General features: G+C 60.0%; 22 protein-coding genes. 12 read left to right on the plus strand and 10 right to left on the minus strand.

Annotated elements, in window-relative coordinates; translation table 11 throughout:
• Nucleotides 1–36 precede the first annotated feature (36 nt).
• Together aroE and hemF are read right to left on the minus strand one after the other, a co-directional pair.
• Entirely contained in the window at nucleotides 37–861 is an 825-nt protein-coding gene (gene aroE, locus ACQY47_RS14475) for a shikimate dehydrogenase (protein ID WP_428557318.1), read from the minus strand.
• Nucleotides 861–1,793, minus strand: coding sequence for an oxygen-dependent coproporphyrinogen oxidase (hemF, locus tag ACQY47_RS14480; RefSeq protein WP_017135151.1), 933 nt, complete (start codon nucleotides 1,791–1,793; stop codon nucleotides 861–863). Before hemF ends, aroE begins: the two co-directional genes overlap by 1 nt.
• 159 nt (nucleotides 1,794–1,952) lie before the next feature.
• Between hemF and ACQY47_RS14485 the strand changes: the two genes are divergently transcribed.
• Nucleotides 1,953–2,930 carry an NADPH:quinone reductase gene (locus ACQY47_RS14485; protein ID WP_017135150.1) on the plus strand — a complete coding sequence of 326 codons (978 nt, stop codon included), beginning with the start codon at nucleotides 1,953–1,955 and terminating at the stop codon, nucleotides 2,928–2,930.
• Between the two features lie 259 nt (nucleotides 2,931–3,189).
• Nucleotides 3,190–4,107 (plus strand): IS110 family transposase, encoded by a 918-nt coding sequence (locus ACQY47_RS14490; protein WP_017139096.1) that lies wholly within the window; start codon nucleotides 3,190–3,192, stop codon nucleotides 4,105–4,107.
• 88 nt (nucleotides 4,108–4,195) lie between these two features.
• Here ACQY47_RS14490 and ACQY47_RS14495 read toward each other — a convergent pair whose 3' ends face one another.
• The 3 genes from ACQY47_RS14495 to ACQY47_RS14505 form a co-directional block, all read right to left on the minus strand.
• On the minus strand, nucleotides 4,196–4,753 hold the full coding sequence (locus ACQY47_RS14495) for an L-threonylcarbamoyladenylate synthase (protein ID WP_056860965.1): 558 nt from the start codon (nucleotides 4,751–4,753) through the stop codon (nucleotides 4,196–4,198).
• Between the two features lie 58 nt (nucleotides 4,754–4,811).
• The gene (gene dprA, locus ACQY47_RS14500) at nucleotides 4,812–5,915 is read right to left on the minus strand and encodes a DNA-processing protein DprA (protein ID WP_428557319.1); all 1,104 of its coding nucleotides are present in this window, start codon (nucleotides 5,913–5,915) and stop codon (nucleotides 4,812–4,814) included.
• A gap of 63 nt (nucleotides 5,916–5,978) precedes the next feature.
• Entirely contained in the window at nucleotides 5,979–6,746 is a 768-nt protein-coding gene (locus tag ACQY47_RS14505; protein WP_428557320.1) for a peptidoglycan-binding protein, read from the minus strand.
• 135 nt (nucleotides 6,747–6,881) lie between these two features.
• On the opposite strand from ACQY47_RS14505, the gene def reads away from it, so the two are divergent.
• The 5 genes from def (at nucleotide 6,882) to ACQY47_RS14530 (ending at nucleotide 11,560) form a co-directional block, all read left to right on the plus strand.
• Nucleotides 6,882–7,388, plus strand: coding sequence for a peptide deformylase (gene def / locus ACQY47_RS14510; RefSeq protein WP_017135146.1), 507 nt, complete (start codon nucleotides 6,882–6,884; stop codon nucleotides 7,386–7,388).
• A gap of 69 nt (nucleotides 7,389–7,457) precedes the next feature.
• Complete coding sequence (gene fmt / locus ACQY47_RS14515) at nucleotides 7,458–8,411, plus strand: methionyl-tRNA formyltransferase (protein ID WP_428557321.1); 954 nt, start codon at nucleotides 7,458–7,460, stop codon at nucleotides 8,409–8,411.
• Complete coding sequence (rsmB, locus tag ACQY47_RS14520; RefSeq protein WP_017135144.1) at nucleotides 8,408–9,718, plus strand: 16S rRNA (cytosine(967)-C(5))-methyltransferase RsmB; 1,311 nt, start codon at nucleotides 8,408–8,410, stop codon at nucleotides 9,716–9,718. Before fmt ends, rsmB begins: the two co-directional genes overlap by 4 nt.
• A gap of 21 nt (nucleotides 9,719–9,739) precedes the next feature.
• Nucleotides 9,740–11,113: a Trk system potassium transporter TrkA gene (trkA, locus tag ACQY47_RS14525; protein WP_017135143.1), complete on the plus strand. Its 1,374-nt coding sequence runs from the start codon at nucleotides 9,740–9,742 to the stop codon at nucleotides 11,111–11,113.
• A 135-nt stretch (nucleotides 11,114–11,248) separates the two neighbouring features.
• Nucleotides 11,249–11,560 (plus strand): tetratricopeptide repeat protein, encoded by a 312-nt coding sequence (locus ACQY47_RS14530; RefSeq protein WP_428557322.1) that lies wholly within the window; start codon nucleotides 11,249–11,251, stop codon nucleotides 11,558–11,560.
• A 130-nt stretch (nucleotides 11,561–11,690) separates the two neighbouring features.
• On the opposite strand, the gene ACQY47_RS14535 is transcribed toward ACQY47_RS14530, so the two are convergent.
• Entirely contained in the window at nucleotides 11,691–12,578 is an 888-nt protein-coding gene (locus ACQY47_RS14535; protein ID WP_017135141.1) for a lysophospholipid acyltransferase, read from the minus strand.
• Between the two features lie 40 nt (nucleotides 12,579–12,618).
• A complete protein-coding gene (locus ACQY47_RS14540; protein WP_428557323.1) occupies nucleotides 12,619–13,176 on the minus strand; it encodes a DNA-3-methyladenine glycosylase I in 558 nt (185 codons plus the stop codon).
• A gap of 81 nt (nucleotides 13,177–13,257) precedes the next feature.
• Here ACQY47_RS14540 and glyQ point away from each other — a divergent pair, with 81 nt between their 5' ends.
• The 4 genes from glyQ (at nucleotide 13,258) to ACQY47_RS14560 (ending at nucleotide 17,654) form a co-directional block, all read left to right on the plus strand.
• Nucleotides 13,258–14,211 carry a glycine--tRNA ligase subunit alpha gene (gene glyQ / locus ACQY47_RS14545; protein WP_003187265.1) on the plus strand — a complete coding sequence of 318 codons (954 nt, stop codon included), beginning with the start codon at nucleotides 13,258–13,260 and terminating at the stop codon, nucleotides 14,209–14,211.
• Nucleotides 14,208–16,262, plus strand: a complete 2,055-nt coding sequence (glyS, locus tag ACQY47_RS14550; protein WP_200431006.1) for a glycine--tRNA ligase subunit beta — start codon at nucleotides 14,208–14,210, stop codon at nucleotides 16,260–16,262. Before glyQ ends, glyS begins: the two co-directional genes overlap by 4 nt.
• A gap of 2 nt (nucleotides 16,263–16,264) precedes the next feature.
• A complete protein-coding gene (gmhB, locus tag ACQY47_RS14555; RefSeq protein WP_428557324.1) occupies nucleotides 16,265–16,801 on the plus strand; it encodes a D-glycero-beta-D-manno-heptose 1,7-bisphosphate 7-phosphatase in 537 nt (178 codons plus the stop codon).
• A gap of 82 nt (nucleotides 16,802–16,883) precedes the next feature.
• On the plus strand, nucleotides 16,884–17,654 hold the full coding sequence (locus ACQY47_RS14560) for a lysophospholipid acyltransferase family protein (RefSeq protein WP_017135137.1): 771 nt from the start codon (nucleotides 16,884–16,886) through the stop codon (nucleotides 17,652–17,654).
• A gap of 181 nt (nucleotides 17,655–17,835) precedes the next feature.
• Here the strand turns inward: ACQY47_RS14560 and ACQY47_RS14565 are convergent, their stop codons facing one another.
• Together ACQY47_RS14565 and ACQY47_RS14570 are read right to left on the minus strand one after the other, a co-directional pair.
• A complete protein-coding gene (locus ACQY47_RS14565) occupies nucleotides 17,836–20,115 on the minus strand; it encodes a CHASE2 domain-containing protein (protein ID WP_428557325.1) in 2,280 nt (759 codons plus the stop codon).
• Between the two features lie 3 nt (nucleotides 20,116–20,118).
• Nucleotides 20,119–21,048 (minus strand): FecR family protein, encoded by a 930-nt coding sequence (locus ACQY47_RS14570; protein ID WP_428557326.1) that lies wholly within the window; start codon nucleotides 21,046–21,048, stop codon nucleotides 20,119–20,121.
• Nucleotides 21,049–21,341: 293 nt separating this feature from the next.
• On the opposite strand from ACQY47_RS14570, the gene ACQY47_RS14575 reads away from it, so the two are divergent.
• The gene (locus ACQY47_RS14575) at nucleotides 21,342–22,061 is read left to right on the plus strand and encodes a response regulator transcription factor (protein WP_428557327.1); all 720 of its coding nucleotides are present in this window, start codon (nucleotides 21,342–21,344) and stop codon (nucleotides 22,059–22,061) included.
• A gap of 104 nt (nucleotides 22,062–22,165) precedes the next feature.
• Here the strand turns inward: ACQY47_RS14575 and gyrB are convergent, their stop codons facing one another.
• On the minus strand, nucleotides 22,166–24,583 hold the full coding sequence (gyrB, locus tag ACQY47_RS14580; protein WP_017135133.1) for a DNA topoisomerase (ATP-hydrolyzing) subunit B: 2,418 nt from the start codon (nucleotides 24,581–24,583) through the stop codon (nucleotides 22,166–22,168).

Consider the following 24,583-nt stretch of genomic DNA (forward strand, 5'->3'; position numbering starts at 1 on the left):
CCAGCTCCCACATTTTGACCGTGTTCACATTCAGATTTATGCCGCAGCCAACTGCCGTCGCAACTCAGCCAACACCGGCGCAGACTGCGGGCGCACGCCGCGCCACAGGAAGAAGGCTTCTGCGGCCTGCTCCACCAACATGCCCAAACCATCCATCGCCACCGCCGCGCCTTGCTCGGTAGCCCAGCGACAGAACGCGGTCGGCTCCTTGGCGTACATCATGTCGTAGCAAAAGGTCTTGCCCGGTTCGATCAGGCTGCCGGCAATCGGCGGTACATCGCCTGACAGGCTGGCAGACGTGGCATTGATGATCACGTCCACCGGCTCACGCAGCCAATCGAAACCGCTGGCCGACACCGGCCCCAAATCGTCGAACAGCTCGGCAAGCAGTTCGGCTTTTTCAACGGTGCGGTTGGCGATGATCAGCGACGCAGGTTGCTCAGCCAGTAATGGCTCCAACGCCCCGCGTACGGCGCCACCGGCGCCCAGCAGCAGGATGCGTTTGCCTTGCAGGCTAAGCCCGGCGTTCACCGTGAGGTCGCGCACCAGGCCGGCGCCGTCGGTGTTGTCGCCCAGCAAGGTGCCGTCGGCAAGCTTGCTCAGGGTGTTCACAGCGCCTGCGCGCTGGGCGCGTTCGGTCAAGCTGTTGGCCAGGCGGTAGGCGTCTTCCTTGAACGGCACGGTGACGTTGGCGCCACGGCCTTGTGCAAAGAACTCACGGGCACAGGCGGTGAAATCCTCCAGCGGCGCGAGCAGGGTGCTGTAGTCCAGTTGCTCACCGGTCTGCTCGGCGAACATGCGGTGAATCAACGGCGACTTGCTGTGGCCAATGGGGTTGCCGAACACCACATAACGGTCCATCAGACAGCCGCCTTGGGCGCAGCGAGGCCCAACCAGTCGCGGTCTTGCAGGTAGTAATCCGTGAGGCGCGCTTCTTCGCTGTCGGCTTCGGCCTTCCAGTCGTAGCTCCAGCGTACTTGCGGCGGCAGCGACATCAGGATCGACTCGGTACGCCCGCCCGATTGCAGGCCGAACAGGGTGCCCCGGTCGTAGACCAGGTTGAATTCGACGTAGCGGCCACGACGAAATTCCTGGAATTGGCGCTGCTGCTCGGTGTAAGCCATGGCCTTGCGACGCTGCACGATCGGCAGGTAGGCGTCGATGTAGGCATCGCCGATGGCACGGATGAAGGCGAAGCAGGTGTCGAAGCCCCACTCGTTCAAGTCATCGAAGAACAGGCCGCCGATGCCGCGCGGTTCGTTGCGGTGCTTGATATGGAAGTAGGTGTCGCACCAGGCCTTGTAGCGCGAATACACATCCGCGCCAAACGGCGCACAGGCCTGCTCGGCCACGCGATGCCAGTGGATGCAGTCTTCTTCATTGCCGTAGTAGGGCGTGAGGTCGAAGCCGCCACCGAACCACCACACCGGCTCTTCGCCGTCTTTTTCGGCGATGAAAAAGCGCACGTTGGCGTGGGACGTCGGCACATGCGGGTTGTGCGGGTGGATCACCAGCGACACGCCGAGGGCTTCAAAGCCACGCCCAGCCAGTTCCGGGCGATGCGCGCTGGCGGACGGTGGCAGGCCGCTGCCGAAGACGTGGGAAAAGTTGACGCCGCCTTTTTCGATCACCGAACCGTTTTCGATCACACGGGTGCGACCGCCGCCGCCGGCAGGCCGGGTCCAGGCGTCTTCGATAAAGCGAGTATCCGTCTCGAAGGTTTCCAGGGCGCTGCAAATGCGGTCTTGCAGGTCAAGCAGGTAGGCCTTTACAGCCTCGGTGCGGGTAGTCATGGCATCACCTTGAATCGGGCAAAGCTACGCGAGGCCATTGGGCGTCGGCGGCAAATGGGCGCACAGGATACCACTGCACCCGACCGCGCCGCAGTTGACGAAGATCAAGCTTAGGAGTGGGATAGGGGGCTACGCGATTCGACCTCAGGAGAAGTGCAGATGGCCAAACGTATCCAGTTCAGCGCCCATGGTGGCCCCGAAGTGCTTGAGTATGTGGACTACACCCCGGCAGAACCTGGGCCACAGCAGGTTCGTGTACGGAACGAGGCCATCGGCCTGAACTTCATCGACACCTATTTCCGCAGCGGCCTGTATGCGCCGCCAGCCTTGCCATCGGGCCTTGGCGCAGAAGGTGCTGGCGTGGTGGATGCGGTTGGCAGCGAGGTCACGCAGTTCAAGGTCGGTGACCGCGTGGCCTACGGCAGTGGCCCACTGGGTGCGTACAGCCAACTGCATGTGTTGCCTGCCGCCAACCTGGTGCACTTGCCGGACGCTATCAGCTTCGAACAGGCGGCTGGCGCGATGCTCAAGGGCCTGACCGTGCAGTACCTGCTGCGTCAGACTTACGAGTTGAAGGGTGGCGAAACCATTCTGTTCCACGCCGCTGCCGGTGGCGTGGGCTCCCTGGCCTGCCAATGGGCCAAGGCGCTGGGCGTAAAGCTGATCGGCACGGTGAGTTCACCGGAAAAAGCCGCACTGGCCAAATCCCTCGGCGCCTGGGAAACCATCGACTACAGCAAGGAAAACGTCGCACAGCGCGTGCTGGAATTGACCGACGGCAAAAAAGTCCCGGTGGTGTACGACGGCGTTGGCAAAGATACCTGGCTGACCTCGCTGGACAGCGTGGCGCCACGGGGTTTAGTGGTGAGTTTCGGCAATGCGTCGGGCGCGGTGGATGGCGTGAACCTGGGGATTCTGGCGGCGAAGGGCTCGTTGTATGTCACTCGGCCGACACTGGCGACTTACGCCAGCAACCCGAAAGACTTGCAGGCGATGGCCGATGATCTGTTCTCGATGATCAAGAGCGGCAAGGTGCGTATTGATATCAACCAGCGGTTTGCGCTGGCGGATGCGGCGAAGGCGCAGACGGAGTTGTCGGGGCGCAGGACGACCGGGTCGACCATTTTGCTGCCATAAGTCTCTAAGATCTTCCGCGTTTGTAAGGGCCCCATCGCGGGCAAGCCCGCTTGTGTCTTGATCTGGGAATAAACTCTGAGGTGAGAGGGGTGGATGGCAAGCTGTGAGTCCGCGGTGCTAGAAGCACGAGTGGGAGCAAAGCTGCCATCCACCTTTCCACTCTGGCCGACAAGCCCGAACAGTTGGACGAGCACCACTCGAATCACAAGCGTGGGCATAGCCAGAGCACTCTCACTCCTGAGTGTAAGAGGGTTTTGCCATGATTTCCTGGGTCGGCATCGATATCTCTAAATTAAACCTTGTTGTCTGGGTTCAACCTCAGAAAGAAGGCTTCGAGATTCCAAACACATCTGAAGGCTTTGTTGAGCTGATCAAACGATTGAGCTGCTATGAGGTTGGCCGGGTATTGCTGGAGGCCACGGGAGGCTACGAGCGCCAGGTCATGGCGGCACTGCAACAGACGAATTTCCAAGTGCTCCGAATCAATCCTCGTCGGGCCAGAGCCTTCGCGGTGGCCATGGGCAAAAATGCCAAGACCGACCCGATTGATGCGGCAGTTCTGGCTGATTTTGCCGAAGTGCTGCATGGGTCTCACGAAAAGGTCATTTCTCCTGAGCGCGAAGCTCTGCGCGAACTGATCCAATTACGTGAGCACTTCGTTCAGCAGCGCGACGACAATAAGCGTCGACTTCAGCAGGCTCAGTTGCCAACCGTTGTCAGCGCTACCAAAGATCATATTCGCTACCTGCAAGCGCAGATCAAAGCCCTGGAAAAACACCTCGTTCAGGGCATGTTTGATTTGGATGCAGAAAAGGCCAGGCGACTCATGTCTGTGAAGGGGATTGGCAAAGTCGCGGCCGCCAGTTTGCTGGTTTACTTGCCGGAGTTGGGCGAGTTGGATCGCAGAGAAGTGGCGGCGTTAGCAGGCATAGCCCCTTACAACGACGACAGCGGAAACCACAATGGAAAACGGCAGATATACGGAGGAAGAACCCGTGTCAGGCATGCGTTATACATGTCGAGTTGGGTTGTTATCCGCTTTCAAGCAGACTTTAAAACGCGCTACGAGGCTCTAAGGGAGCGAGGCAAGAGCGCGAAAGTCGCGCTCATCGCCTGCATGCGGATACTGCTGATCAGACTAAATGCCATGCTGCGAGACGGTACAGAATGGCGCTGACGGACGGTGGGTTAAGACAGTTGCTCCCACATTTGGAATGCATTCCCCTGTGGGAGCCGGGCTTGCCCGCGATGGCTGCGCCTCGGTCTCAAGAAGGCCGCACTACCTCACCCGTGGCCAAATCGCGAATCAGGCTCGGGTTCTTGCGCCCACCCAGGGCACCACCCAGCACCAAATCCACTTGGCCACGGAAATACTGCTCCACACGAAGCCGCGTACGCGCCGCCGGGCGGCCTTGCGGGTTGGCTGAGGTAGAGATCAACGGCCCCACCTGCGCGCATAAATCCCTAACCAACGGATGATCACTGACCCGCAGCGCCACGGTGTCATGCACACCGGTCACCCATTCCGGCAACATGCCCTGATGCGGCACCAGCCAGGTATTCGGCCCCGGCCAGGTGCTGGCCATGCGGTCGATCCAGGTGTCCGGGAAGTCTTCAAACAGAAAATCGAACTGACGGATATTGTCCGCCACCAGGATCAGCCCCTTGTCGACCGAGCGATTCTTGATCGCCAGCAGCCGGTCCACCGCGTCTTCATTCCACGGGTCGCAGCCCAGGCCCCAGACCGCTTCGGTCGGATAGGCAATCACCGCGCCTGCGCGAATTTCTCGTGCGGCTTCCAGCACACGCCACCTGTTGACCATTGCTCACTCTCCGGACTAAAGCTGTGGGCAGTTTACCGATGTTCTTTGCAAAAACTAATTACATAAGCGGGCCGCGCGCAAGCCAGCGCCCGCTTTCGCAGATCACCTGGCCCTCAAGCTCAAGCTCGGTAAGCGCCGCCAGTGTGTGGGACAACGGCCGCCCGCTGGCAATCGCCAAGGCCTCGCTGGTGAGGGGCGCCGCGTGCAACAGCGCCACCAGCGGATGGGTGACCGGCATCGGCGCCGGGCGGGACAACGCCTGCCAACCGCGCAAGCCGTCCAGGATGTGCTCGATGGACTCCACCAGCGTCGCACCGTCGCGAATCAACTGATGGCAGCCCTTGGCGCCCGGATGATGAATGGAGCCCGGAATCGCATACACTTCACGCCCTTGCTCGGCGGCAAGCTTGGCGGTGATCAGCGAACCACTGGCCATGCTGGCTTCCACCACCAGCACCCCCAGCGACAGGCCGCTGATGATCCGGTTGCGCCGTGGAAAGTTGGCGGCCTGGGGCGCGGCGTCCAGCGGAAACTCGGAAACCACCGCGCTGCCCTGGGCAATCATCGCGGCGGCGAGCTGGCGGTGGCGTTGTGGATAAAAATTTTCGAGGCCGGTGCCGAGCACGCCGATTGTCTGCCCCCCGACATCTAATGCCGCTTGGTGCGCAGCACCGTCGATGCCCAAGGCCAAGCCACTGGTGATGACAAAACCGGCGCTTGCCAGGCTGCGCGAAAAGGCGGCGGCAGTGTCCATCCCAGGGCGTGATGCACGGCGACTGCCGACCATGGCCAACTGCGGCTTTTCGAGAATGCTTGGCTCGCCGGCAACGAATAATAACGGCGGTGCATCGTCGATCTGCGCCAGTAACGCGGGGTACTCAGGCTGGTCCCACATCAGTAAATGCTGGGCCGGGCGCTCCAACCATGCGAGCGCATCACTGGCGCCATCTCGACTTTCAGGGCTGCGCCTGGCATCGGCGCTAATGGGTGGCAACCCGAGAGAACGCCAGGCACTCGCCGGGGCGCTGATGGCCTTGGAGGCAGAACCAAATGCGTCAATCAATACACGAAAACGCTTGGGGCCCAGTTCCGGCAGCCTGTGCAAGCGTAGTCGGGCTTCCAGTTCTGCAGGGGAAATTTCAGGGCTGTTTGTCGGATACATTTGATCGTCCTTGATCTGAACAAGCTGTGGATAACTCTGTTGGTAACTTATTTAGCAGGCTATTTATTGCGTTTGTCGGGCAGTCTCGAATCGATCCATGACCGCGAGTGAACGCGAGGCTCTGAGCACCAGGCCATAACTGAGTTTTTCGTAGGTGCGAAACACCAGCAGCGTGCCGGCATCTTCATCGGGGAGTTGGGCCTGGGCGCCAGAGAGGCTGTCGCGTACGCTCACGCCGGCCTTGATCACCGTGAGCAGGTGGCCTTCGGCCAGACCGTCACGGCGGCCCTTGTTCAAGGTCACGGCATCCATTACGCCGATCTGGGTGACACCCTTGGGAATATCGATAATGTGCCCTTCGATGAAAGGCGCAGGCTCCCGGTTAGCCCATTCGACGGGCGGTTCGGCACGCAGCAAGCGGTCGCCTGGGCGCACTTCCTGGGTCACCCTTTGCACGGCCAGGGTGCTGAGGTCGCCCGCCAATACAAAGCGTGCGCTGCCGATGTCGTCGGCATTGATGCCCAGCAGCTCCTGGGTTTGCGGGTCGGTGTAGGTTTTACCGCGACGAAAGATCCCATAGTCCGGCTGGGCCGGGTCCAGGTCACCGCGGGCATGCACGCGCTCACCGTTGGCGCCCAGGACTCGCCCCGCGTCGGCGGCAACAATGTAAGGGGCGTTGTCCAGGTCCTGGGGTGTATCGAAAATGCGGTTGTGCAGCAAGAAGTGGCGGATGGCCTGTTGCGTCGCCTGTTCCAGGCGCGGGCCGGGCTGGGAAACCAGGGCCATGGCGAGCGGCGCCCACAACAGCAAGACGAGTAGCGATTTCCTCATGGGGTCAATCTCCTTTATTATGTGCGTTCGCGTGAAATGCCAGAGCCTTAGCGGCTTTCGAACCTTTCACACCGGCGGTTTGGGTCCATCCCAACGCCGATTTGCCTCTACCTCACATGTGCAGCAATTACGCTTATGGCTATTTTGAACATCCTCGAATTTCCCGACTCGCGCCTGCGCACGATCGCCAAACCGGTGGCCGTAGTGGACGACAAGGTTCGTCAGTTGGTCGATGACATGTTTGAAACAATGTATGAAGCCCCGGGCATCGGCCTCGCCGCGACCCAGGTCAACGTGCATCAGCGCGTCGTGGTCATGGACCTGTCGGAAGATCGCAGCGAGCCGCGGGTGTTTATCAACCCCGAGTTCGAACCGCTGACCGAAGAGATGGGCGAATACCAGGAAGGCTGCCTGTCAGTGCCGGAGTTCTACGAGAACGTCGAACGCCCGCTGCGCGTGAAGATCAAGGCCCTGGACCGTGACGGCAAGCCCTACGAACTGATCGCCGAAGGCTTGCTGGCAGTGTGCATTCAGCATGAATGCGACCACCTCAACGGCAAGCTGTTTGTTGATTACCTGTCCACGCTTAAACGCGACCGGATCAAGAAGAAGCTGGAAAAAAAGCATCGCCAGCAAGCTTGATGCCCTTCTTCCAAAGGCTTGCTGCGGCAAGCCTTTTTCTTTTGTGACTGTTTTTAACCGAGAACTCCCATGACCGAGCCACTGCGCATTGTTTTTGCCGGCACTCCCGAATTCGCTGCCGAACACCTCAAGGCGCTGCTTGCCAGCCCTTATGACATCGTGGCGGTGTACACCCAGCCGGATCGCCCGGCCGGTCGCGGGCAAAAACTGATGCCAAGCCCGGTCAAGCAGTTGGCGCTTGAGCACAACATCCCTGTGCTGCAACCGCCAACCCTGCGCAATGCCTATGCCCAGGCGGAACTGGCGGCGTTGAAGCCCGACTTGCTGGTGGTAGTGGCTTACGGTTTGATCCTGCCCCAAGCCGTGCTGGATATCCCGCGCCTGGGCTGCATCAACAGCCACGCTTCGTTGCTGCCGCGTTGGCGCGGTGCGGCGCCGATCCAGCGCGCCGTCGAAGCCGGTGACCTTGAAAGCGGTGTGACCGTGATGCGCATGGAGGCGGGTCTGGATACCGGCCCGATGCTGCTCAAGGTTGCCACCCCAATCACGGCTGAAGACACCGGCGGCAGCCTGCACGACCGCTTGGCCGAACTTGGCCCGCCCGCCGTGATCCAGGCCATCGCTGGCCTGGCGGCCGGCACGCTGGAAGGCGAAGTACAGGACGACAGCCTCGCCACCTACGCACACAAACTGAATAAAGACGAAGCGCGTATCGACTGGAGCCGCCCGGCCGTTGAGCTGGAACGCCTGGTGCGTGCCTTCAACCCGTGGCCGATCTGCCACAGCACCCTCAATGGCGAAGCCTTGAAAGTGCTGGCCGCCACCTGGGTGGATGGCAAAGGTGCTCCGGGTGAAATCATCGGCGCCAGCAAGGACGGCCTGTTGGTCGCCTGCGGTGAACAGGCGCTGTGCCTGACCCGCCTGCAATTGCCCGGCGGCAAGGCACTGAACTTCGGCGACCTGTTCAACAGCCGTCGTGAGAAATTTGCCTTGGGCACGGTTCTAGGGGCGGTCGCTCAATGAACCCGCGTCTGGCCGCCGCCAAGGCGCTCGCTGCCGTACTCAACGGCAAGGCTTCTCTGAACAGTTCGTTGCCTACACAAATGGACAAGGTTGAAGACCGTGATCGCGGTTTCACCCAGGACCTGGCCTTTGGCACCGCCCGCTGGCAGCCGCGCTTGTCGGCCCTGGCGGCCAAGCTGCTGCAAAAGCCGTTCAAGGCCGCCGACGCCGATGTAGAGGCGCTGCTGCTGGTCGGCCTTTATCAACTGCTCTACACCCGCGTGCCCGCGCATGCCGCCATCGGTGAAACCGTCGGCTGCGCCGACAAGCTGAAGAAGCCGTGGGCCAAGGCCTTGCTCAATGCCGTACTGCGTCGCGCCCAGCGTGAAAGCGAAGCGCTGCTGGCCGAGCTGGAACATGACCCAGTGGTGCGCACGGCGCACCCGCGCTGGCTGCAAAAATCCCTGAAAGCCTTCTGGCCCGAGCAATGGGAAGCCATTTGCGCCGCCAACAATGCGCACCCGCCGATGATTTTGCGGGTCAACCGTCGCCACCACAGCCGTGACGCCTACCTGCAATTGCTCACCGGTGCCGGCATCAACGCCGCGCCGTGCGTGTACAGCGTCGACGGCATCGTGCTGGAAGCGGCCACCGACGTGCGCAGCCTGCCGGGCTTTGCCGAAGGCTGGATCAGCGTGCAGGACGAAGCCGCACAATTGGCCGCCGACCTGCTCGACCTGGCCCCAGGCCAACGCGTACTGGACGCCTGCTGCGCGCCGGGCGGTAAGACGTGTCACATTCTGGAAGTCGAAAAAGACCTGGCCGGTGTAGTCGCCGTCGACCTGGAAGCCAAGCGCCTTGTGCGCGTGCGTGAAAACCTTGCACGCCTGGGCCTGAGCGCCGAGCTGATCGCCGCCGACGGCCGCGACACCGCCACGTGGTGGGACGGCAAGCCGTTCCAGCGCATCCTGCTCGACGCGCCATGTTCCGCCACTGGCGTGATCCGCCGTCACCCGGATATCAAGCTCACCCGCCAACCCGACGACATCGCCGCCCTGGCCGTGCTGCAAGGCGAACTGCTCGATGCAATGTGGCCAACGCTGGAAGTCGGCGGCATCCTGCTCTACGCCACGTGCTCCACGCTGCCGACAGAAAATACCGAGGTGATCCAAGCCTTCCTCGCCCGCACCAGTGGCGCACGGGAGCTGGACCTCGCCACGGCGGCCGGTATCAAGCAGCCCCACGGCCGCCAACTGCTCGCGCAGGAAGGCGGACACGATGGCTTCTATTACGCCAAACTGATCAAGATTGCTGCCGCGCGCGGCTAATGGGTTTAAGGGAGTGACCGGATGAAAATCATCATCCTTGGTGCAGGGCAGGTCGGCGGCACACTGGCCGAACATTTGGCCAGCGAAGCCAACGACATCACCGTGGTCGACACCGACAGCGAGCGCCTGCGCAACCTGGGCGACCGCCTGGACATCCGCACCGTACAAGGCCGTGCGTCATTCCCGACGGTGCTGCGCCAGGCCGGTGCCGACGATGCCGATATGCTGGTGGCGGTGACCAACAGTGACGAGACCAACATGGTCGCCTGCCAAGTCGCCCATACCCTGTTTCACACGCCCACCAAGATCGCCCGCGTGCGCGAAGCCGCCTACCTGACCCGCGCCGGTCTGTTCGACAACGATGCGATTCCGGTGGATGTGCTGATCAGCCCTGAACAAGTGGTGACCCACTACATCAAGCGCCTGATCGAAATTCCCGGTGCCTTGCAGGTCATCGACTTTGCCGAAGGCAAGGCGCAACTGGTGGCGGTAAAGGCTTATTACGGCGGTCCGCTGGTGGGCCAGCAACTGCGCCAACTGCGCGAACACATGCCGAATGTGGAAACCCGCGTGGCGGCGATTTTCCGTCGCGACCGGCCGATCCTGCCCCAGGGCGATACGGTGATCGAAGCGGACGACGAAGTGTTTTTCATCGCTGCCAAAGCGAATATTCGTGCAGTGATGAGCGAAATGCGTCGACTCGATGAGAGCTACAAACGCATCGTCATTGCCGGCGGCGGGCAGATCGGCGAGCGCTTGGCCGAGGCCATCGAGAGCCGCTACCAGGTCAAGATCATCGAGATGAACCCGACACGCTGCCGGCATTTGTCCGACACCCTCGACAGCACCGTGGTCCTGCAAGGCAGCGCCTCGGACCGTGACCTGCTGATGGAAGAAAACATCGCCGACGCCGATATCTTCCTGGCCCTGACCAACGACGACGAGGCCAACATCATGTCCTCGTTGCTGGCCAAGCGGCTGGGGGCGAAGAAGGTGATGACCATCATCAACAACCCGGCCTATGTCGACCTGATCCAGGGCGGCGACATCGACATCGCCATCAGCCCGCAGTTGGCCACCATCGGCACCTTGCTGGCCCACGTGCGCCGTGGCGATATCGTCAGCGTGCACTCATTGCGCCGGGGCGCGGCGGAAGCCATCGAGGCGATTGCCCATGGTGATTCAAAGTCGAGCAAAGTGATCGGCAAGGCGATCCGCGATATCGGCCTGCCGCCGGGCACCACCATCGGCGCGATCATTCGTGACGAAGAGGTGATCATCGCCCATGACGACACGATGATCGCCACGGGTGACCATGTGATTTTGTTCCTTGTGGATAAAAAGCATATTCGCGATGTGGAGAAGCTGTTTCACGTGGGGCTGAGTTTTTTCTGATTAAAAATTTGAGTGAGCCTGCCGCCGCCATCGCGGGCAAGCCCGCTCCCACCTGTGATCGCGTTCCAAGTGTGGGAGCGGGCTTGCTCGCGATGACGATATCGAAACCGCTATGTAGCTAAAGGACGCACAGCCATGCTCGAATCCCTGGAAAAAATGCTCGCCAAGAGTGTGGATAATTCATTGCTGCGCTTTGGCTTGGGCAAGGGTTATCTGGACTTGAAGGACAACGCCAAGGCGGCCGAGCATTTGCAGAAATGCGTCGAGTTCGACCCGAAGTATTCGGCGGCGTGGAAGCTGTTGGGCAAGGCTCAGCAAGGGCAGGGTGATAACGCTGCAGCACGGTTAGCTTGGGAAAAGGGCATAGAAGCAGCCCTGGCACATGGCGACAAACAGGCTGAAAAAGAGATGACGGTGTTCCTGAAGAAACTCGATCGCCTGGCCTGAATTGATCCCTGTGGGAGCTGGCTTGCCTGCGATAGCATCACCTCGGTATGGCTGAAAAACCGAGTTGCCTGCATCGCAGGCAAGCCAGCTCCCACATCAGATCCTCAATGGTCTTGAGTTCAGCGGTAAATCAGTACCAGCGCTCTTCACCCGGCGGGCGTTTCTTGAAGCGCTTCATGCTCCACATGTACTGGCTCGGGTAGGCACCGACATAACGCTCCACCACCTTGCTCATCGCCGCACAGGACGTAGCCGTGTCGGTGCTGTACATATCTTCCGGCGCTGCTTCCAGAATCACTTTGTAACCCGAACCGTCCGGCAGCCTCAGGGCATGCAGGAACACGCCAACAGCCTTGTGGCCTGCGAGCATGTTCGGCACAAACTTGCTGGTCAGCGCCTGGGTGGCGAAAAACGGCACGAAGATGCCCGCAGATTCCGCCGGCTCCGGGTCAGCCGGAATACCCACCTGACCACCTTTGCGCACTTCCTTGATCACACTGAGGATGCCTTCCTTGGTGGACGCCGCCACGCGGTTACCCAACTGCACCCGCTGTTTTTGCAGCAACTCATCCACCGCCTTGAGCTTGGGCGGGCGGTAGAAAATGATCGGTTTGCACTGGTTGCAATAGAAGTGGTTCAACACTTCCCAGTTGCCCAGGTGGCTGGTGATGCCAACCACGCCTTTGCCCGAGGCCAATGCCTCATGCAGCACTTCCAGGCCTTCGACTTCGCGCACCAGGTCGATGGAACGCTGTGCCGGCCAGATCCAGGCGCAGGCGCTTTCGGTCAGCGACTTGCCGATGTCCATCAGGCTTTGGCCCACCAGACGCTCGCGGGCGGCCGGGTCCATGTCCGGGAAGCATTTGGAGAGGTTAATCCGCACCGTGTCGCGGGAGCGGTTGGGGGTTTTCCACATGATCCAGCCAATCGCCGTGCCGACGGCCTGGACAGCGCGCCAGGGCAGCAGGGCAAACAACCGAAGAGCGCCTACCAGCAAGGCGCCTTTAAACTTTTCCACAGGTCACTCCTGATCGTGTGTGGTGCGCAAAGCGGGCATTCTAACCGGCGTTGGCCAAGTCCGCGTAACGGTCGCAGCCCTGAGTGTGGTCCATGACCATGCCCGAGGCCTGCATGAACGCGTAGCAGATGGTCGGGCCGACGAAGGTGAAACCGGCTTTTTTCAACGCTTTACTCATGGCTTCAGCCTCGGGGGTAATCGCCGGGACTTGGCTGCGATCGGTAAAGTGATTGACCTTGGGCACGCCGCCAACAAAGGACCAGAGCAACCCCACCGGATCTTCCAGCGCCAGCCAGGCGGCGGCGTTGCGGCGGGTGGCGTTGAGCTTTAGGCGGTTACGCACGATGCCTGGATCGAGCATCAGTGCTTCGATTTCAGCATCGGTCAGCCTGGCCAAACGCTGCGCATCAAAGCCGAACAAGACCTTTCGATAATGCTCGCGTTTGCGTAAAACGGTGATCCAGGACAGGCCCGCCTGGAACCCTTCGAGCAAAAGCAACTCGAACAAACCCTGCGCATCGCGCAGCGGCGTTCCCCACTCCTGATCGTGATAAGCCATGTACAGCGGATCTTCAGAACACCAAAAGCAGCGTGGCATAAGGCTCCAGGGAGTGGTGGCAGGGCCGAATCGGGTATACTCCCGCTCTTTAAATCGCAGCCCAAGTAACAGGTGAATTTCGTGAGCCAGCCTACGCCAGCCGTGCGTACCTTCCAAGACTTGATCCTCGCCCTCCAGCAATACTGGGCCGAGCAAGGTTGTGTGGTACTTCAGCCCTACGATATGGAAGTAGGCGCCGGCACTTTCCACACCGCTACATTCCTGCGGGCCATCGGCCCGGAAACCTGGAACGCCGCTTATGTGCAGCCCAGTCGTCGCCCGACTGACGGCCGCTACGGCGAAAACCCGAACCGTCTGCAGCACTACTACCAGTTCCAGGTGGTATTGAAGCCGAACCCGGATAACTTCCAGGAGCTGTACCTGGGCTCGCTGAAACATGTCGGCCTGGACCCACTGGTGCACGACATCCGTTTCGTCGAAGACAACTGGGAATCGCCAACTTTGGGCGCCTGGGGCCTGGGCTGGGAAGTCTGGCTCAATGGCATGGAAGTGACGCAGTTCACGTACTTCCAGCAAGCCGGCGGCATCGAGTGCTACCCGGTGACCGGCGAGATCACCTACGGTCTCGAGCGCCTGGCCATGTACCTGCAAGGCGTGGATTCGGTCTACGACCTGGTGTGGGCTGACGGCCCGTTCGGCAAAGTCACCTACGGCGACGTGTTCCACCAGAACGAAGTGGAGCAATCCACTTACAACTTCGAACACGCCAACGTCGACAAGCTGTTCGAACTGTTCGACTTCTATGAAAGCGAAGCCAAGCGCCTGATCGAACTCGACCAGCCGCTGCCGTTGCCGAGCTATGAAATGGTGTTGAAGGCTTCCCATACCTTCAACCTGCTGGACGCCCGCCGTGCCATCTCGGTGACCGCGCGCCAGCAATACATCCTGCGTGTACGCACCCTGGCGCGTTCCGTCGCCCAAGCCTACCTGCTGGCTCGCGCCAAGCTGGGCTTCCCGATGGCAACCCCGGACCTGCGTGATGAAGTGTTGGCTAAGCTGGAGGCTGCACAATGAGTGCTCAAGATTTCCTGGTTGAACTGGGCACCGAAGAGCTGCCACCCAAGGCACTGAACACCCTGGCCGATGCGTTCCTGGCCGGTATCGAAAAAGGCCTGCACAGCGCTGGCCTGAAATTCGCCGCGAAAAAAGTCTACGCCGCGCCACGTCGCCTGGCGGTGTTGCTGACCGCGCTGGAAACCCAGCAACCGGACCGCAGCATCAACCTCGACGGCCCACCGCGCCAGGCGGCTTTTGATGCTGAAGGCAATCCGACTCAAGCCGCCCTTGGTTTTGCCAAGAAGTGCGGCGTCGAGCTGAGCGAGATCGACCAGAGCGGCCCGAAACTGCGCTTCAGCCAAGTCATCACCGGCAAGCCAACGGCGAGCCTGTTGCCGACCATCGTTGAAGACTCGCTGAACGACTTGCCTATTCCCAAGCGCATGCGCTGGGGTGCTCGCAAGGAAGAGTTCGTGCGCCCAACTCAGTGGCTGGTGATGTTGCTCGGTGACCAAGTCATCGACTGCACGATCCTCGCCCAGAAGTCTGGCCGTGATTCCCGTGGTCACCGCTTCCACCATCCAGAAGCCGTGCGCATCACCTCGCCGGCCAACTACGCCGCCGACCTGCGTGCCGCTTACGTGTTGGCCGATGCCAACGAGCGTCGCGAGCTGATCAGCAAGCGCACCGAAGAGCTGGCCCGCCTGCAGGAAGGCACGGCCATCGTGCCGCCAAGCCTGCTCGACGAAGTGACCGCGCTGGTTGAATGGCCGGTGCCGCTGGTGTGCTCGTTCGAGGAGCGTTTCCTCGACGTGCCGCAAGAAGCGCTGATCACCACCATGCAGGACAACCAGAAGTATTTCTGCCTGCTGGATGTGGACGGTAAGCTGCTGCCGCGTTTTATCACCGTGGCCAATATCGAAAGCAAAGACCCGCAGCAGATCATCGCCGGTAACGAGAAAGTCGTGCGCCCGCGCCTGACTGACGCCGAGTTCTTCTTCAAGCAAGACAAGAAGCAGAAGCTAGAAGACTTCAACCTGCGCCTGCAAAACGTGGTGTTCCAGGAAAAACTCGGCAGCGTCTACGACAAGGCCGTGCGCGTTTCCAAGCTGGCCGCCTACATTGCCCCACGCATTGGCGGTGACGCTGCCTGGGCAGCCCGCGCTGGCTTGCTGTCCAAGTGCGACCTGGCCACCGAAATGGTCGGCGAGTTCCCGGAGATGCAAGGCGTTGCAGGTTACTACTACGCCCTCAACGACGGCGAGCCGGACGATGTAGCCCTGGCACTGAACGAGCAGTACATGCCGCGCGGCGCTGGCGCTGAGCTGCCAAGCACCTTGACCGGTGCGGCCGTGGCCATCGCTGACAAGCTGGACACCCTCGTCGGCATCTTCGGTATCGGCATGTTGCCTACCGGCAGCAAAGACCCGTATGCCCTGCGCCGTGCGGCCCTGGGCGTGCTGCGTATCCTGATCGACAAAAAGCTCGACCTCGACCTGACCCAGGCCGTGGTGTTCGCTGTCGGCCAGTTTGGCACCAAGGTCAAGCAAGCCGGCCTGGCCGAGCAAGTGCTGGAGTTTGTATTCGACCGCCTGCGTGCGCGTTACGAAGACGAAGGCGTGGACGTGTCCGTCTACCTGTCGGTACGTGCCCTGCAACCGGGTTCGGCACTGGACTTCGACCAGCGCGTACAGGCCGTGCAAGCCTTCCGCAAGCTGCCGGAAGCCGATGCCCTGGCCGCCGTGAACAAGCGTGTGTCGAACCTGCTGAGCAAGGCCGACAACCTCGGCAATGCCGAAGTCGACCCTGGCCTGTTTGCCGATGCCAAGGAGTTCTCGCTGAACTCGGCCATCGCCAAAGCGGAAAACGCGGTGAAGCCGCTGCTCGCCGAACGCAATTACGCCGAAGCACTGGCGCGCCTGGCCACCTTGCGTGAGCCGGTGGATGCGTTCTTTGAAGCGGTGATGATCAATGCAGAAGATGCTGGTGTGCGGAAAAACCGCTACGCCATGCTGGCACGCCTGCGCGGCTTGTTCATCAACATCGCTGACATTTCTGTACTGGGCTGACCATGTTGAAACTGCTGATTCTCGATCGGGACGGAGTGATCAATTACGACTCCGACGCTTACATCAAGTCGGTGGCGGAATGGATTCCACTGCCCGGCTCGATCGAGGCCATCGCGCAGTTGAGCAAAGCCGGCTGGACGGTGGCCATCGCCACCAACCAGTCCGGCATCGCCCGCGGTTATTACGACATCGCCACCCTGGACGCCATGCACGCGCGTTTGCGCGCGTTAGTGGCCGAGCAGGGCGGTGAGGTGGGGCTGGTGCTGTACTGCCCCCACGGGCCGGATGAGGGCTGCGAGTGCCGCAAACCCAAGCCTGGCATGTTGAAAACCATTGCAGAACATTACAAGGTGCCGTTAGCTGGGCTATGGTTCGTCGGGGACAGCCTCGGTGACCTGGAGGCGGCCAAAGCCGTCGACTCTCAGCCAGTTTTGGTTAAGACCGGGAAAGGCGAAAAGACCCAGGCGAAAAACCTGCCGGTGGGCACTCTGATTTTTGACGATCTGGCGGCGGTTGCCGCAGAACTTATTAACAACTAGCCGCCCTCGACTTCCTGAACAAGGATCGCTCGGGAGTGTGCTTTTAGCAGGCGGGCCATGTCCCGCAACGGTAAATGCTGCCATGTCGATTTTGCAGGCCATCAGAACCTTCTTCTTTTACCTGCTGTTGGGCACCAGTTCGTTTCTGTGGTGCACCCTGAGCTTTTTTATCGCGCCGTTCCTGCCGTTCAAGGCGCGTTATCGCTTTATCAACGTTTATTGGTGCCGCTGTGCGTTGTGGCTGACCAAGGTATTCCTGGGCATCCGTTTCGAGATCAAGGGCGCTGAAAACGTCCCGGACCAGCCCTGCGTGATTCTGTCGAATCACCAGAGCACGTGGGAAACGTTCTTCCTGTCCGCGTACTTCTCGCCTCTGAGCCAGGTGCTTAAGCGTGAGCTGCTGTACGTGCCGTTCTTCGGCTGGGCGATGGCCATGCTGCGGCCGATCGCCATCGACCGTGACAACCCCAAGGCGGCGCTCAAACACGTGGCCAAGAAGGGTGACGAGCTGCTCAAGGATGGTGTTTGGGTGCTGATCTTCCCGGAAGGTACGCGTGTGCCGTTTGGCACCGTGGGCAAGTTCTCGCGCGGCGGTACTGCATTGGCGGTCAACGCCCATCTGCCCGTGCTGCCGATTGCGCATAACGCCGGCAAGTTCTGGCCGAAGACCGGGTGGGCCAAGCGTGAAGGCACTATCACTGTGGTCATTGGCGAGCCCATGTACGCCGAAGGTGAAGGGCCACGCGCCATTGCCGCACTCAATGACCGCGCACAGGCGTGGAATGAAGCGCAGCAACGGGCCATGGGTTCGCTGCCTCCAGAGCCGGTTGTAGTCGAGACACCTGCGATTTAGTGATCTGTGGATAACCTGTGTACGGTTTGTTGGCGAAATGGTGTTTTTGCCTCATAACAAGCTGATTTACTTACATATTTCCAAAGCTCATAAAATCGCGAAAAACGTGCATAAGTTTTTCCCGCATAAAAAAACCGGTCCTTGTGACCGGTTTTTTATGCACCGTGAAAAAGTACGTTTTTCAATCCTCGAGTAACGGCAGTTGCAGGCTGAAAGTCGAACCCTTACCCACCTCGCTTTCACACTGAATGCGACCGCCATGGCGCTCCACTACAGCTTTGACCATGGTCAACCCCAACCCCAAACCTTCACTGCCTTGGGCCGAATCGAAGCGTCGGTATTGGCTGAATAGCTCGGGCAAATCCTCTGGCGCAATACCGGGTCCTTGATCGCTGATGCGGCATTCCAGCCATCCTTGCGCGCTGCCGTGGCTCAAGGTGACGGTAGTACCGGAAGGGGAATACTTGATCGCATTCTCCAGCACGTTGAACAACGCTCGGGTCAGCAGCGATTGATCGGCGTACACCATGCCTTCATCGGCTTCGTCCAGATCATGAACCAGGTGGATGCCTTTAAGTTGGCCAATGACCGCCACTTGATCGAAAGCATCCATAACCAGCATGGCAAACAGCGTGGGCTGAAACTGGTAGCCATCGGCCTCAGCTTTGGCCAGTTGTACGAAGGATTCAGTCAGGCTCAGCGCGCGCCTGACCTGTTGCTCGATCTGAGCAAACACCGGCGACTCACCGCCATGCACATCCAGCAGCGCCAGGATCGCCGAGTGTGGCGCACGCAGGTCATGGGACAGGAAGCGCAGCATGGTTTCGCGGTGCTGCTGCGCTTCGCGCTCTTTGCTCAAGTCTGTGAGGCTCATCAGCCAGCCGAGGGCGACGTCGCCTTCAGCCGGCAGCAAAGGGGCAAGCTCAATGCGCAGGCTGCGCTGATGGATATCGCGAAACTCAACGAGTTCCAGCGCTGAGAGAGCAGGGCGCACGCCATTGTGCAGCGGCGGATAACCCAGGTCGGCGAGTTGTTCGAGGAGGTTTTGGTTGACCAACTCATTACTGAACACCTCACGTGCAATCCGGTTGGCCAGCAGGATGCTGCCTTTGGGGTCGGTAATCAGCGTGGCCACCGGCAGGCACTCCAGACCGTCGGCCATAAACCGCCGGGTATCGCGTGTACGGCTTACCGCTTGTTCCAGGGCAAAGATCCGCGCTTGCAGCACATCGCCCTTGCTCGCGGGCGCACGACGACGCTCGGGAAGTACTTTGGGTTCGTTATCCAATCGCGCGAGCTCCCAGCCGAAGTAGGCCAGGATCACGCTGAGGCGCCGCCAATTCCATATCAGGTAGCTGAGCAGCAAACCAATCAGGCACGCGGCCGGTGACCACCAGTGGCCCTGGCGCAGCAACACCCACGCGCCGAGCAATGCGATGGCCATGCAGCCCAGGGTCATCCAGAGCGCGTAGCGTGGGCGATACAACAACAGGCCCAGTAACAATGCCACCCAGGCAGTCGCCATCAAGGCCGACACCGCGCCGGGTAGATCAACGATGCTGCGCCCTTGCAGCAGGCCGTTGAGCACGTTGGCCTGGATCTCAACACCCGCCGTGGTGCCGACAGTCGAGGAGAGTGGGGTGACGAAACGATCGCCCATGCCGGACGCAGTGGCGCCTACCAGAATAAGCCGACCCCGCAGCCGTTCAGGGTCGACCTCACCGCGTATAACGCTGGCGTAGGAGACCGTAGGAAAGCGGGTGTCGGCAGCGATGAACGGGATCCGAATGGCGTGCTCCCGGTGCCAGGACGGGTTAATCGGTTGCTGGGGTTCTCCTGGCATCTCAGAGGCCTGGCCGCTCAATGCATAGGCCACCCACGCCAACTGCGGCGTGGTGTCACCGGGTGGGCCTTCACGCATAAACAGGCTGCGCACCACGCCGTCACTGTCGGCTTCAACATTGATATGCCCGAGACCTTTAGCACACTTGAGCAGCGGCAACATTTGCGCGTCCGGCGTGCTGTAGTTCGCCGCTTCCTCACGCAGCAACGGCAGTACCACGTTGCCGGCGTTGCACACGGCGGCTGCGAGGCGTTGGTCGTTGGCAGGCACACCGGGCTCACTGAAGATCACATCGAAGAGGATGGCCGCTGGCTGCGCGGCGCTCAGGCGGTCGATCAGGTCGGCGTGCAAACTGCGCGGCCAGGGCCAGCGGCCCAACTCTTTCAGGCTAGGATCGTCAATGGTCACCAGCACGATGCGCGGGTCTACCGGCAACGGCGCCAGGCGCCTGAGGCTGTCATACAGCGGGTTGTTCAGCGCCAGGCCCGGGCTCAACGAGAGGTAGGCCGTCATTGGCAATAACAGCAAACCTATCCACAACCACTCGCGCACCAGGCCGTGGAACAAGCGCTGGGCATGAGTGGGCTGGCGTTTCTCGGCCTTGCGCCAAAGCATCATGGGTTAACCACCGCTGGCCTGTGCCTGAGTGGCGGGTGGGTAGTAGAAGATGTCATAGACCCCGGTTTCTCCCTCCAGGCCCTGCGCGTCGTAGGCGGACAAACGCACGTGGTAAAACGATGCTTTGAGCCCAGTGAAGCGCATTTTCGGCTCACTGGAAAAGTTTTCCTGCTTGATGTTCATAAAGGCTGAGTCGGTCGCGACTTGGGCGCGGTAGCGCTGTGCACCGGGTAATGGCCGCAGGTACAGGCTCCAGACTGGCGACTGACCTTTTTGGCCATCCTGGCCGATTAATACAGGCGCGGGCAAAAGCGCCACGGGCTTGAGTTCACCTTGTTGTCTGATCAGCAGACCTTGGCGTGCGTCCACCTTCACTTCGGCTGCGGCGTTGCCTGCTGCGCGGTTAACCGCTACCTGGCCATTCAGCACCTCCAGCACGGATTGCTCGCCGTCATTGCGCACGCGAAAGTGCGTGCCACGCACGCCCAGAACGCCGACGGGCGTCACGATCTGAAAACGGTCGTAGTCACTGGCCCGTTTGATCACATAGGTCTCGACCTGGCCCTGTTCCAGAATGACCTGGGGAATCGCCTGTTTTTGCACCAGGTGCAGACGCACCTGTGAACTGGAGGGCAGCACCACACTGGAACCATCACCCAGGCGCAGGCTGACGAAAGCCGATGTCGAAGTCTTCACGCCTTCTTGCTCATCAATGCTCATCCCTTCCAGTAGAGGCTGCGCCCCGCCTTTGGCATCGAGCTTCCAGGCTTCACCCGTCAAATGCTGCACAACTGCTGGCAACGGGTGCGCACGGCACAGGAACGGCTCGTCAATATAAGCAGGGCGATAGGGCGTAGCAGCCTGGGCTGTACTGATGACCAGGGCCAGTAACGCGGGTAGGGCACAGCATAATCGATAGGCAGAACAGGTCATGGAGCTCATCACCCGAGTAGTTTCAGACGGCATCTGACCTCAGCACATACAGGTCTACGGCAGCGCATGTGTCGGCTGATCCTTTTCCTCAAGGGTAGGAGCCGGTATCTTTCGCTTGGTAGGTACGCAAGACTTTAAACGGGTTTACGGCCCTTTGATATCAGCGTACCGATAGATCCTGTGAGCATTGAGTCTGGCCATAATTATTCAGATTCAACCACAGGCATCTGTGCATTACCTACGCGATTGAACAGACCGTCGGCTGTCGTATTTTTTGTAGAAAGGACCCACCCATGCGTGTCGCAATACTGGACGACGAACCCGCTGAATTGCGTCGGGTTGAACAGACGCTGCGACAGATCCCCAGCACCGCAGAGCAACCCTGGTCTCTGCATTTCTTCGAACGCGGTGAAGACCTGCTGCGCCAACTGCGCCGCGAAACCTTTGACCTGTTGATCCTCGACTGGCAACTGCCGGATATCACAGGCATCGCATTGTTGCGCTGGACCCGCGAGCACATGGACTCACCACCCGCCGTAATCATGTTGACCAGCCGCGATGCCGAGAGCGATATCGTCACCGCACTCAACAGCGGGGTGGATGATTACGTCAGCAAGCCGTTTCGGCCAAACGAACTCAAGGCTCGGGTCAACGCCGTGCTACGCCGCCATGGGCTGCAAAAGCCAGCGACTAATGAGGTGCAGAGTTTCAACGACCTGACCTTTGATGATGCCGAACTGACGGTGACGCGCGCGGGTAAGCCGATCAATCTCACTGAGCGTGAATACCGCCTGGCCAGTTGCTTGTTCGCCAACCTGGCTCGGCCACTGTCTCGGGAATACCTGTATGAGCGGTTTTGGAGCCATGAAGAAATGGTCTCCTCACGGCCACTGGATACACATATTTATCGGCTGCGTAACAAGCTGGGGCTGACCGCCGACCGGGGTTGGCAGCTGCTGACCATCTACGGGTACGGCTATCGGTTGGAGAGTGTGGCGGCTGCCCAAGGTTAAAAACGCTGATGTTCCACGTGGAGCAATTGTAAAACGCTTAAGTTTCACCCAATAAAAAAGGCCAACGCTTAGCGTTGGCCTTTTTGTTTTAGCGGGTAGCCTGATCAGAAGTCCAGGTTGGACACCGCCAAGGCGTTGCTCTCGATGAAGTCACGGCGAGGCTCGACCGCATCACCCATCAGGGTGTTGAAGATCTGGTCTGCGCCAATGGCGTCTTCGATGGTCACGCGCAGCATGCGACGCTGAGCAGGATCCATGGTGGTTTCCCACAGTTGATCCGGGTTCATCTCGCCCAGACCTTTGTATCGCTGGATGGTGTGGCGCTTGGTGCTTTCAGCCATCAACCAGTCCAGGGCTTCCTTGAACTCCTTGACCGCTTTCTTACGCTCGCCACGCTGGATGTAAGCACCGTCGTCCAACAGGGTGCTCAATTGCGCGCCGAGGGTAACCACGGTCTTGTAGTCGTTGCTGCCGAAGAAGTCGCGGTTGAAGGTGACGTAGTTCGACAGGCCGTGGGAGATCAGTTCAACCTCTGGCAGCCACACGTTACGTTCACGGTCTTCACGCAAGCTGGCTTTGTAAACCAGGCCAGACTTCTCGACGGTGCGCAGACGTACTTCGTACTGAGCCAGCCAATTCTGCATGTGGGCGTGATCGCCCAACTGCTCCAGGCTCACGGAAGGCAGGTAGATGAAGTGCTCGGTCAGCTCCTGAGGGTACAGGCGCGACAGACGCTTGAGGGTCTTCATTACCATGCGGAAGTCGTTAACCAAACGCTCCAGCGCCTCACCGGAAATGCCCGGGGCTTCGTCGTTCAAGTGCAGGCTGGCATCTTCCAGGGCCGACTGCGTCATGTACTCTTCCATGGCGTCGTCGTCTTTGATGTACTGCTCTTGCTTGCCCTTTTTCACTTTGTACAACGGCGGCTGAGCGATGTAGATGTAGCCACGCTCGATCAGCTCCGGCAACTGACGGAAGAAGAAGGTCAGCAGCAGGGTACGGATGTGCGAACCGTCGACGTCAGCATCGGTCATGATGATGATGTTGTGGTAACGCAGTTTGTCGATGTTGTACTCATCGCGGCCAATACCGCAGCCCAACGCCGTGATCAAGGTGCCGACTTCCTGAGAGGAAATCATCTTGTCGAAGCGGGCCTTCTCGACGTTGAGGATCTTACCCTTCAACGGCAGGATAGCCTGGGTGCGACGGTTACGACCCTGCTTGGCGGAACCGCCAGCAGAGTCACCTTCCACCAGGTACAGTTCGGAGAGGGCAGGGTCCTTCTCCTGGCAGTCGGCCAGTTTGCCCGGCAGGCCGGCGATATCCAACGCGCCTTTACGGCGGGTCATCTCACGGGCTTTACGCGCCGCTTCACGGGCACGCGCCGCGTCGATCATCTTGCCGACAACCAGCTTGGCTTCGTTCGGGTTTTCCAGCAGGAAGTCGGAGAAGTACTTGCCCATCTCCTGTTCCACTGCGGTCTTCACTTCGGAAGACACCAGCTTGTCTTTGGTCTGGGAGCTGAACTTTGGATCCGGCACTTTCACCGAGATAATCGCCGTCAGGCCTTCACGCGCATCGTCACCGGTAGTGGCCACTTTGTGCTTCTTGGCCAAGCCTTCCGCTTCGATGTAGGTGTTCAGGTTACGCGTCAGTGCGGAACGGAAACCCACCAAGTGAGTACCGCCGTCGCGCTGTGGAATGTTGTTGGTGAAGCACAACAGGTTCTCGTTGAAGCTGTCGTTCCACTGCAGGGCGATTTCAACGCCGATACCGTCTTCACGCTGGATGTTGAAGTGGAACACCTGGTTGACCGCAGTCTTGTTGGTGTTCAGGTACTCAACGAACGCACGCAAGCCGCCTTCGTACTTGAACAACTCTTCCTTGCCGCTGCGCTCGTCCTTGAGGACGATACCCACACCGGAGTTAAGGAACGACAGTTCACGAATACGCTTGGCCAGGATGTCCCAGCTGAAGTGAATATTCTTGAAGGTTTCAGCCGAAGGCTTGAAATGGATCTGCGTACCGGTGGATTCACTGTCACCAACGATTTTCATCGGTTCTTGTGGAACACCATGCACGTAGGTCTGTTCCCAGATCTTGCCGCTACGGCGAACAGTCAGGATCAGCTCTTCGGACAGAGCGTTCACCACCGACACACCTACACCGTGCAAACCGCCGGATACTTTATAGGAGTTGTCGTCGAACTTACCGCCGGCGTGAAGCACGGTCATGATGACCTCTGCCGCCGATACGCCTTCTTCTTTGTGCACATCGACCGGAATACCGCGACCGTTGTCGCGCACGGTGATGGACTCATCCGGGTGGATGATAATGCTGATGTCGTCGCAGTGACCGGCCAAAGCTTCGTCGATGGAGTTGTCGACCACCTCGAACACCATGTGGTGCAGACCGCTACCATCATCGGTGTCGCCGATGTACATACCGGGACGTTTGCGTACGGCATCCAAACCTTTCAGCACTTTAATGCTGGTCGAGTCGTACGTGTTTTCTTCGCTCAT

Source organism: Pseudomonas edaphica (assembly GCF_965277385.1).
Lineage (GTDB): Bacteria > Pseudomonadota > Gammaproteobacteria > Pseudomonadales > Pseudomonadaceae > Aquipseudomonas > Aquipseudomonas edaphica.

Bases quoted from the DNA above. Each gene is read 5' to 3' on its own strand.
- ACQY47_RS14530 (WP_428557322.1), top strand. From the start codon at position 11,249: ATGCTCGAATCCCTGGAAAAAATGCTCGCCAAGAGTGTGGATAATTCA.
- ACQY47_RS14495 (WP_056860965.1), bottom strand. From the start codon at position 4,753: ATGGTCAACAGGTGGCGTGTGCTGGAAGCCGCACGAGAAATTCGCGCA.
- glyS (WP_200431006.1), top strand. From the start codon at position 14,208: ATGAGTGCTCAAGATTTCCTGGTTGAACTGGGCACCGAAGAGCTGCCA.
- rsmB (WP_017135144.1), top strand. From the start codon at position 8,408: ATGAACCCGCGTCTGGCCGCCGCCAAGGCGCTCGCTGCCGTACTCAAC.
- gmhB (WP_428557324.1), top strand. From the start codon at position 16,265: ATGTTGAAACTGCTGATTCTCGATCGGGACGGAGTGATCAATTACGAC.
- trkA (WP_017135143.1), top strand. From the start codon at position 9,740: ATGAAAATCATCATCCTTGGTGCAGGGCAGGTCGGCGGCACACTGGCC.
- aroE (WP_428557318.1), bottom strand. From the start codon at position 861: ATGGACCGTTATGTGGTGTTCGGCAACCCCATTGGCCACAGCAAGTCG.
- ACQY47_RS14540 (WP_428557323.1), bottom strand. From the start codon at position 13,176: ATGCCACGCTGCTTTTGGTGTTCTGAAGATCCGCTGTACATGGCTTAT.
- def (WP_017135146.1), top strand. From the start codon at position 6,882: ATGGCTATTTTGAACATCCTCGAATTTCCCGACTCGCGCCTGCGCACG.
- fmt (WP_428557321.1), top strand. From the start codon at position 7,458: ATGACCGAGCCACTGCGCATTGTTTTTGCCGGCACTCCCGAATTCGCT.
- ACQY47_RS14560 (WP_017135137.1), top strand. From the start codon at position 16,884: ATGTCGATTTTGCAGGCCATCAGAACCTTCTTCTTTTACCTGCTGTTG.
- ACQY47_RS14570 (WP_428557326.1), bottom strand. From the start codon at position 21,048: ATGACCTGTTCTGCCTATCGATTATGCTGTGCCCTACCCGCGTTACTG.
- ACQY47_RS14485 (WP_017135150.1), top strand. From the start codon at position 1,953: ATGGCCAAACGTATCCAGTTCAGCGCCCATGGTGGCCCCGAAGTGCTT.
- dprA (WP_428557319.1), bottom strand. From the start codon at position 5,915: ATGTATCCGACAAACAGCCCTGAAATTTCCCCTGCAGAACTGGAAGCC.
- hemF (WP_017135151.1), bottom strand. From the start codon at position 1,793: ATGACTACCCGCACCGAGGCTGTAAAGGCCTACCTGCTTGACCTGCAA.
- gyrB (WP_017135133.1), bottom strand. From the start codon at position 24,583: ATGAGCGAAGAAAACACGTACGACTCGACCAGCATTAAAGTGCTGAAA.
- ACQY47_RS14565 (WP_428557325.1), bottom strand. From the start codon at position 20,115: ATGATGCTTTGGCGCAAGGCCGAGAAACGCCAGCCCACTCATGCCCAG.
- ACQY47_RS14505 (WP_428557320.1), bottom strand. From the start codon at position 6,746: ATGAGGAAATCGCTACTCGTCTTGCTGTTGTGGGCGCCGCTCGCCATG.
- ACQY47_RS14490 (WP_017139096.1), top strand. From the start codon at position 3,190: ATGATTTCCTGGGTCGGCATCGATATCTCTAAATTAAACCTTGTTGTC.
- ACQY47_RS14575 (WP_428557327.1), top strand. From the start codon at position 21,342: ATGCGTGTCGCAATACTGGACGACGAACCCGCTGAATTGCGTCGGGTT.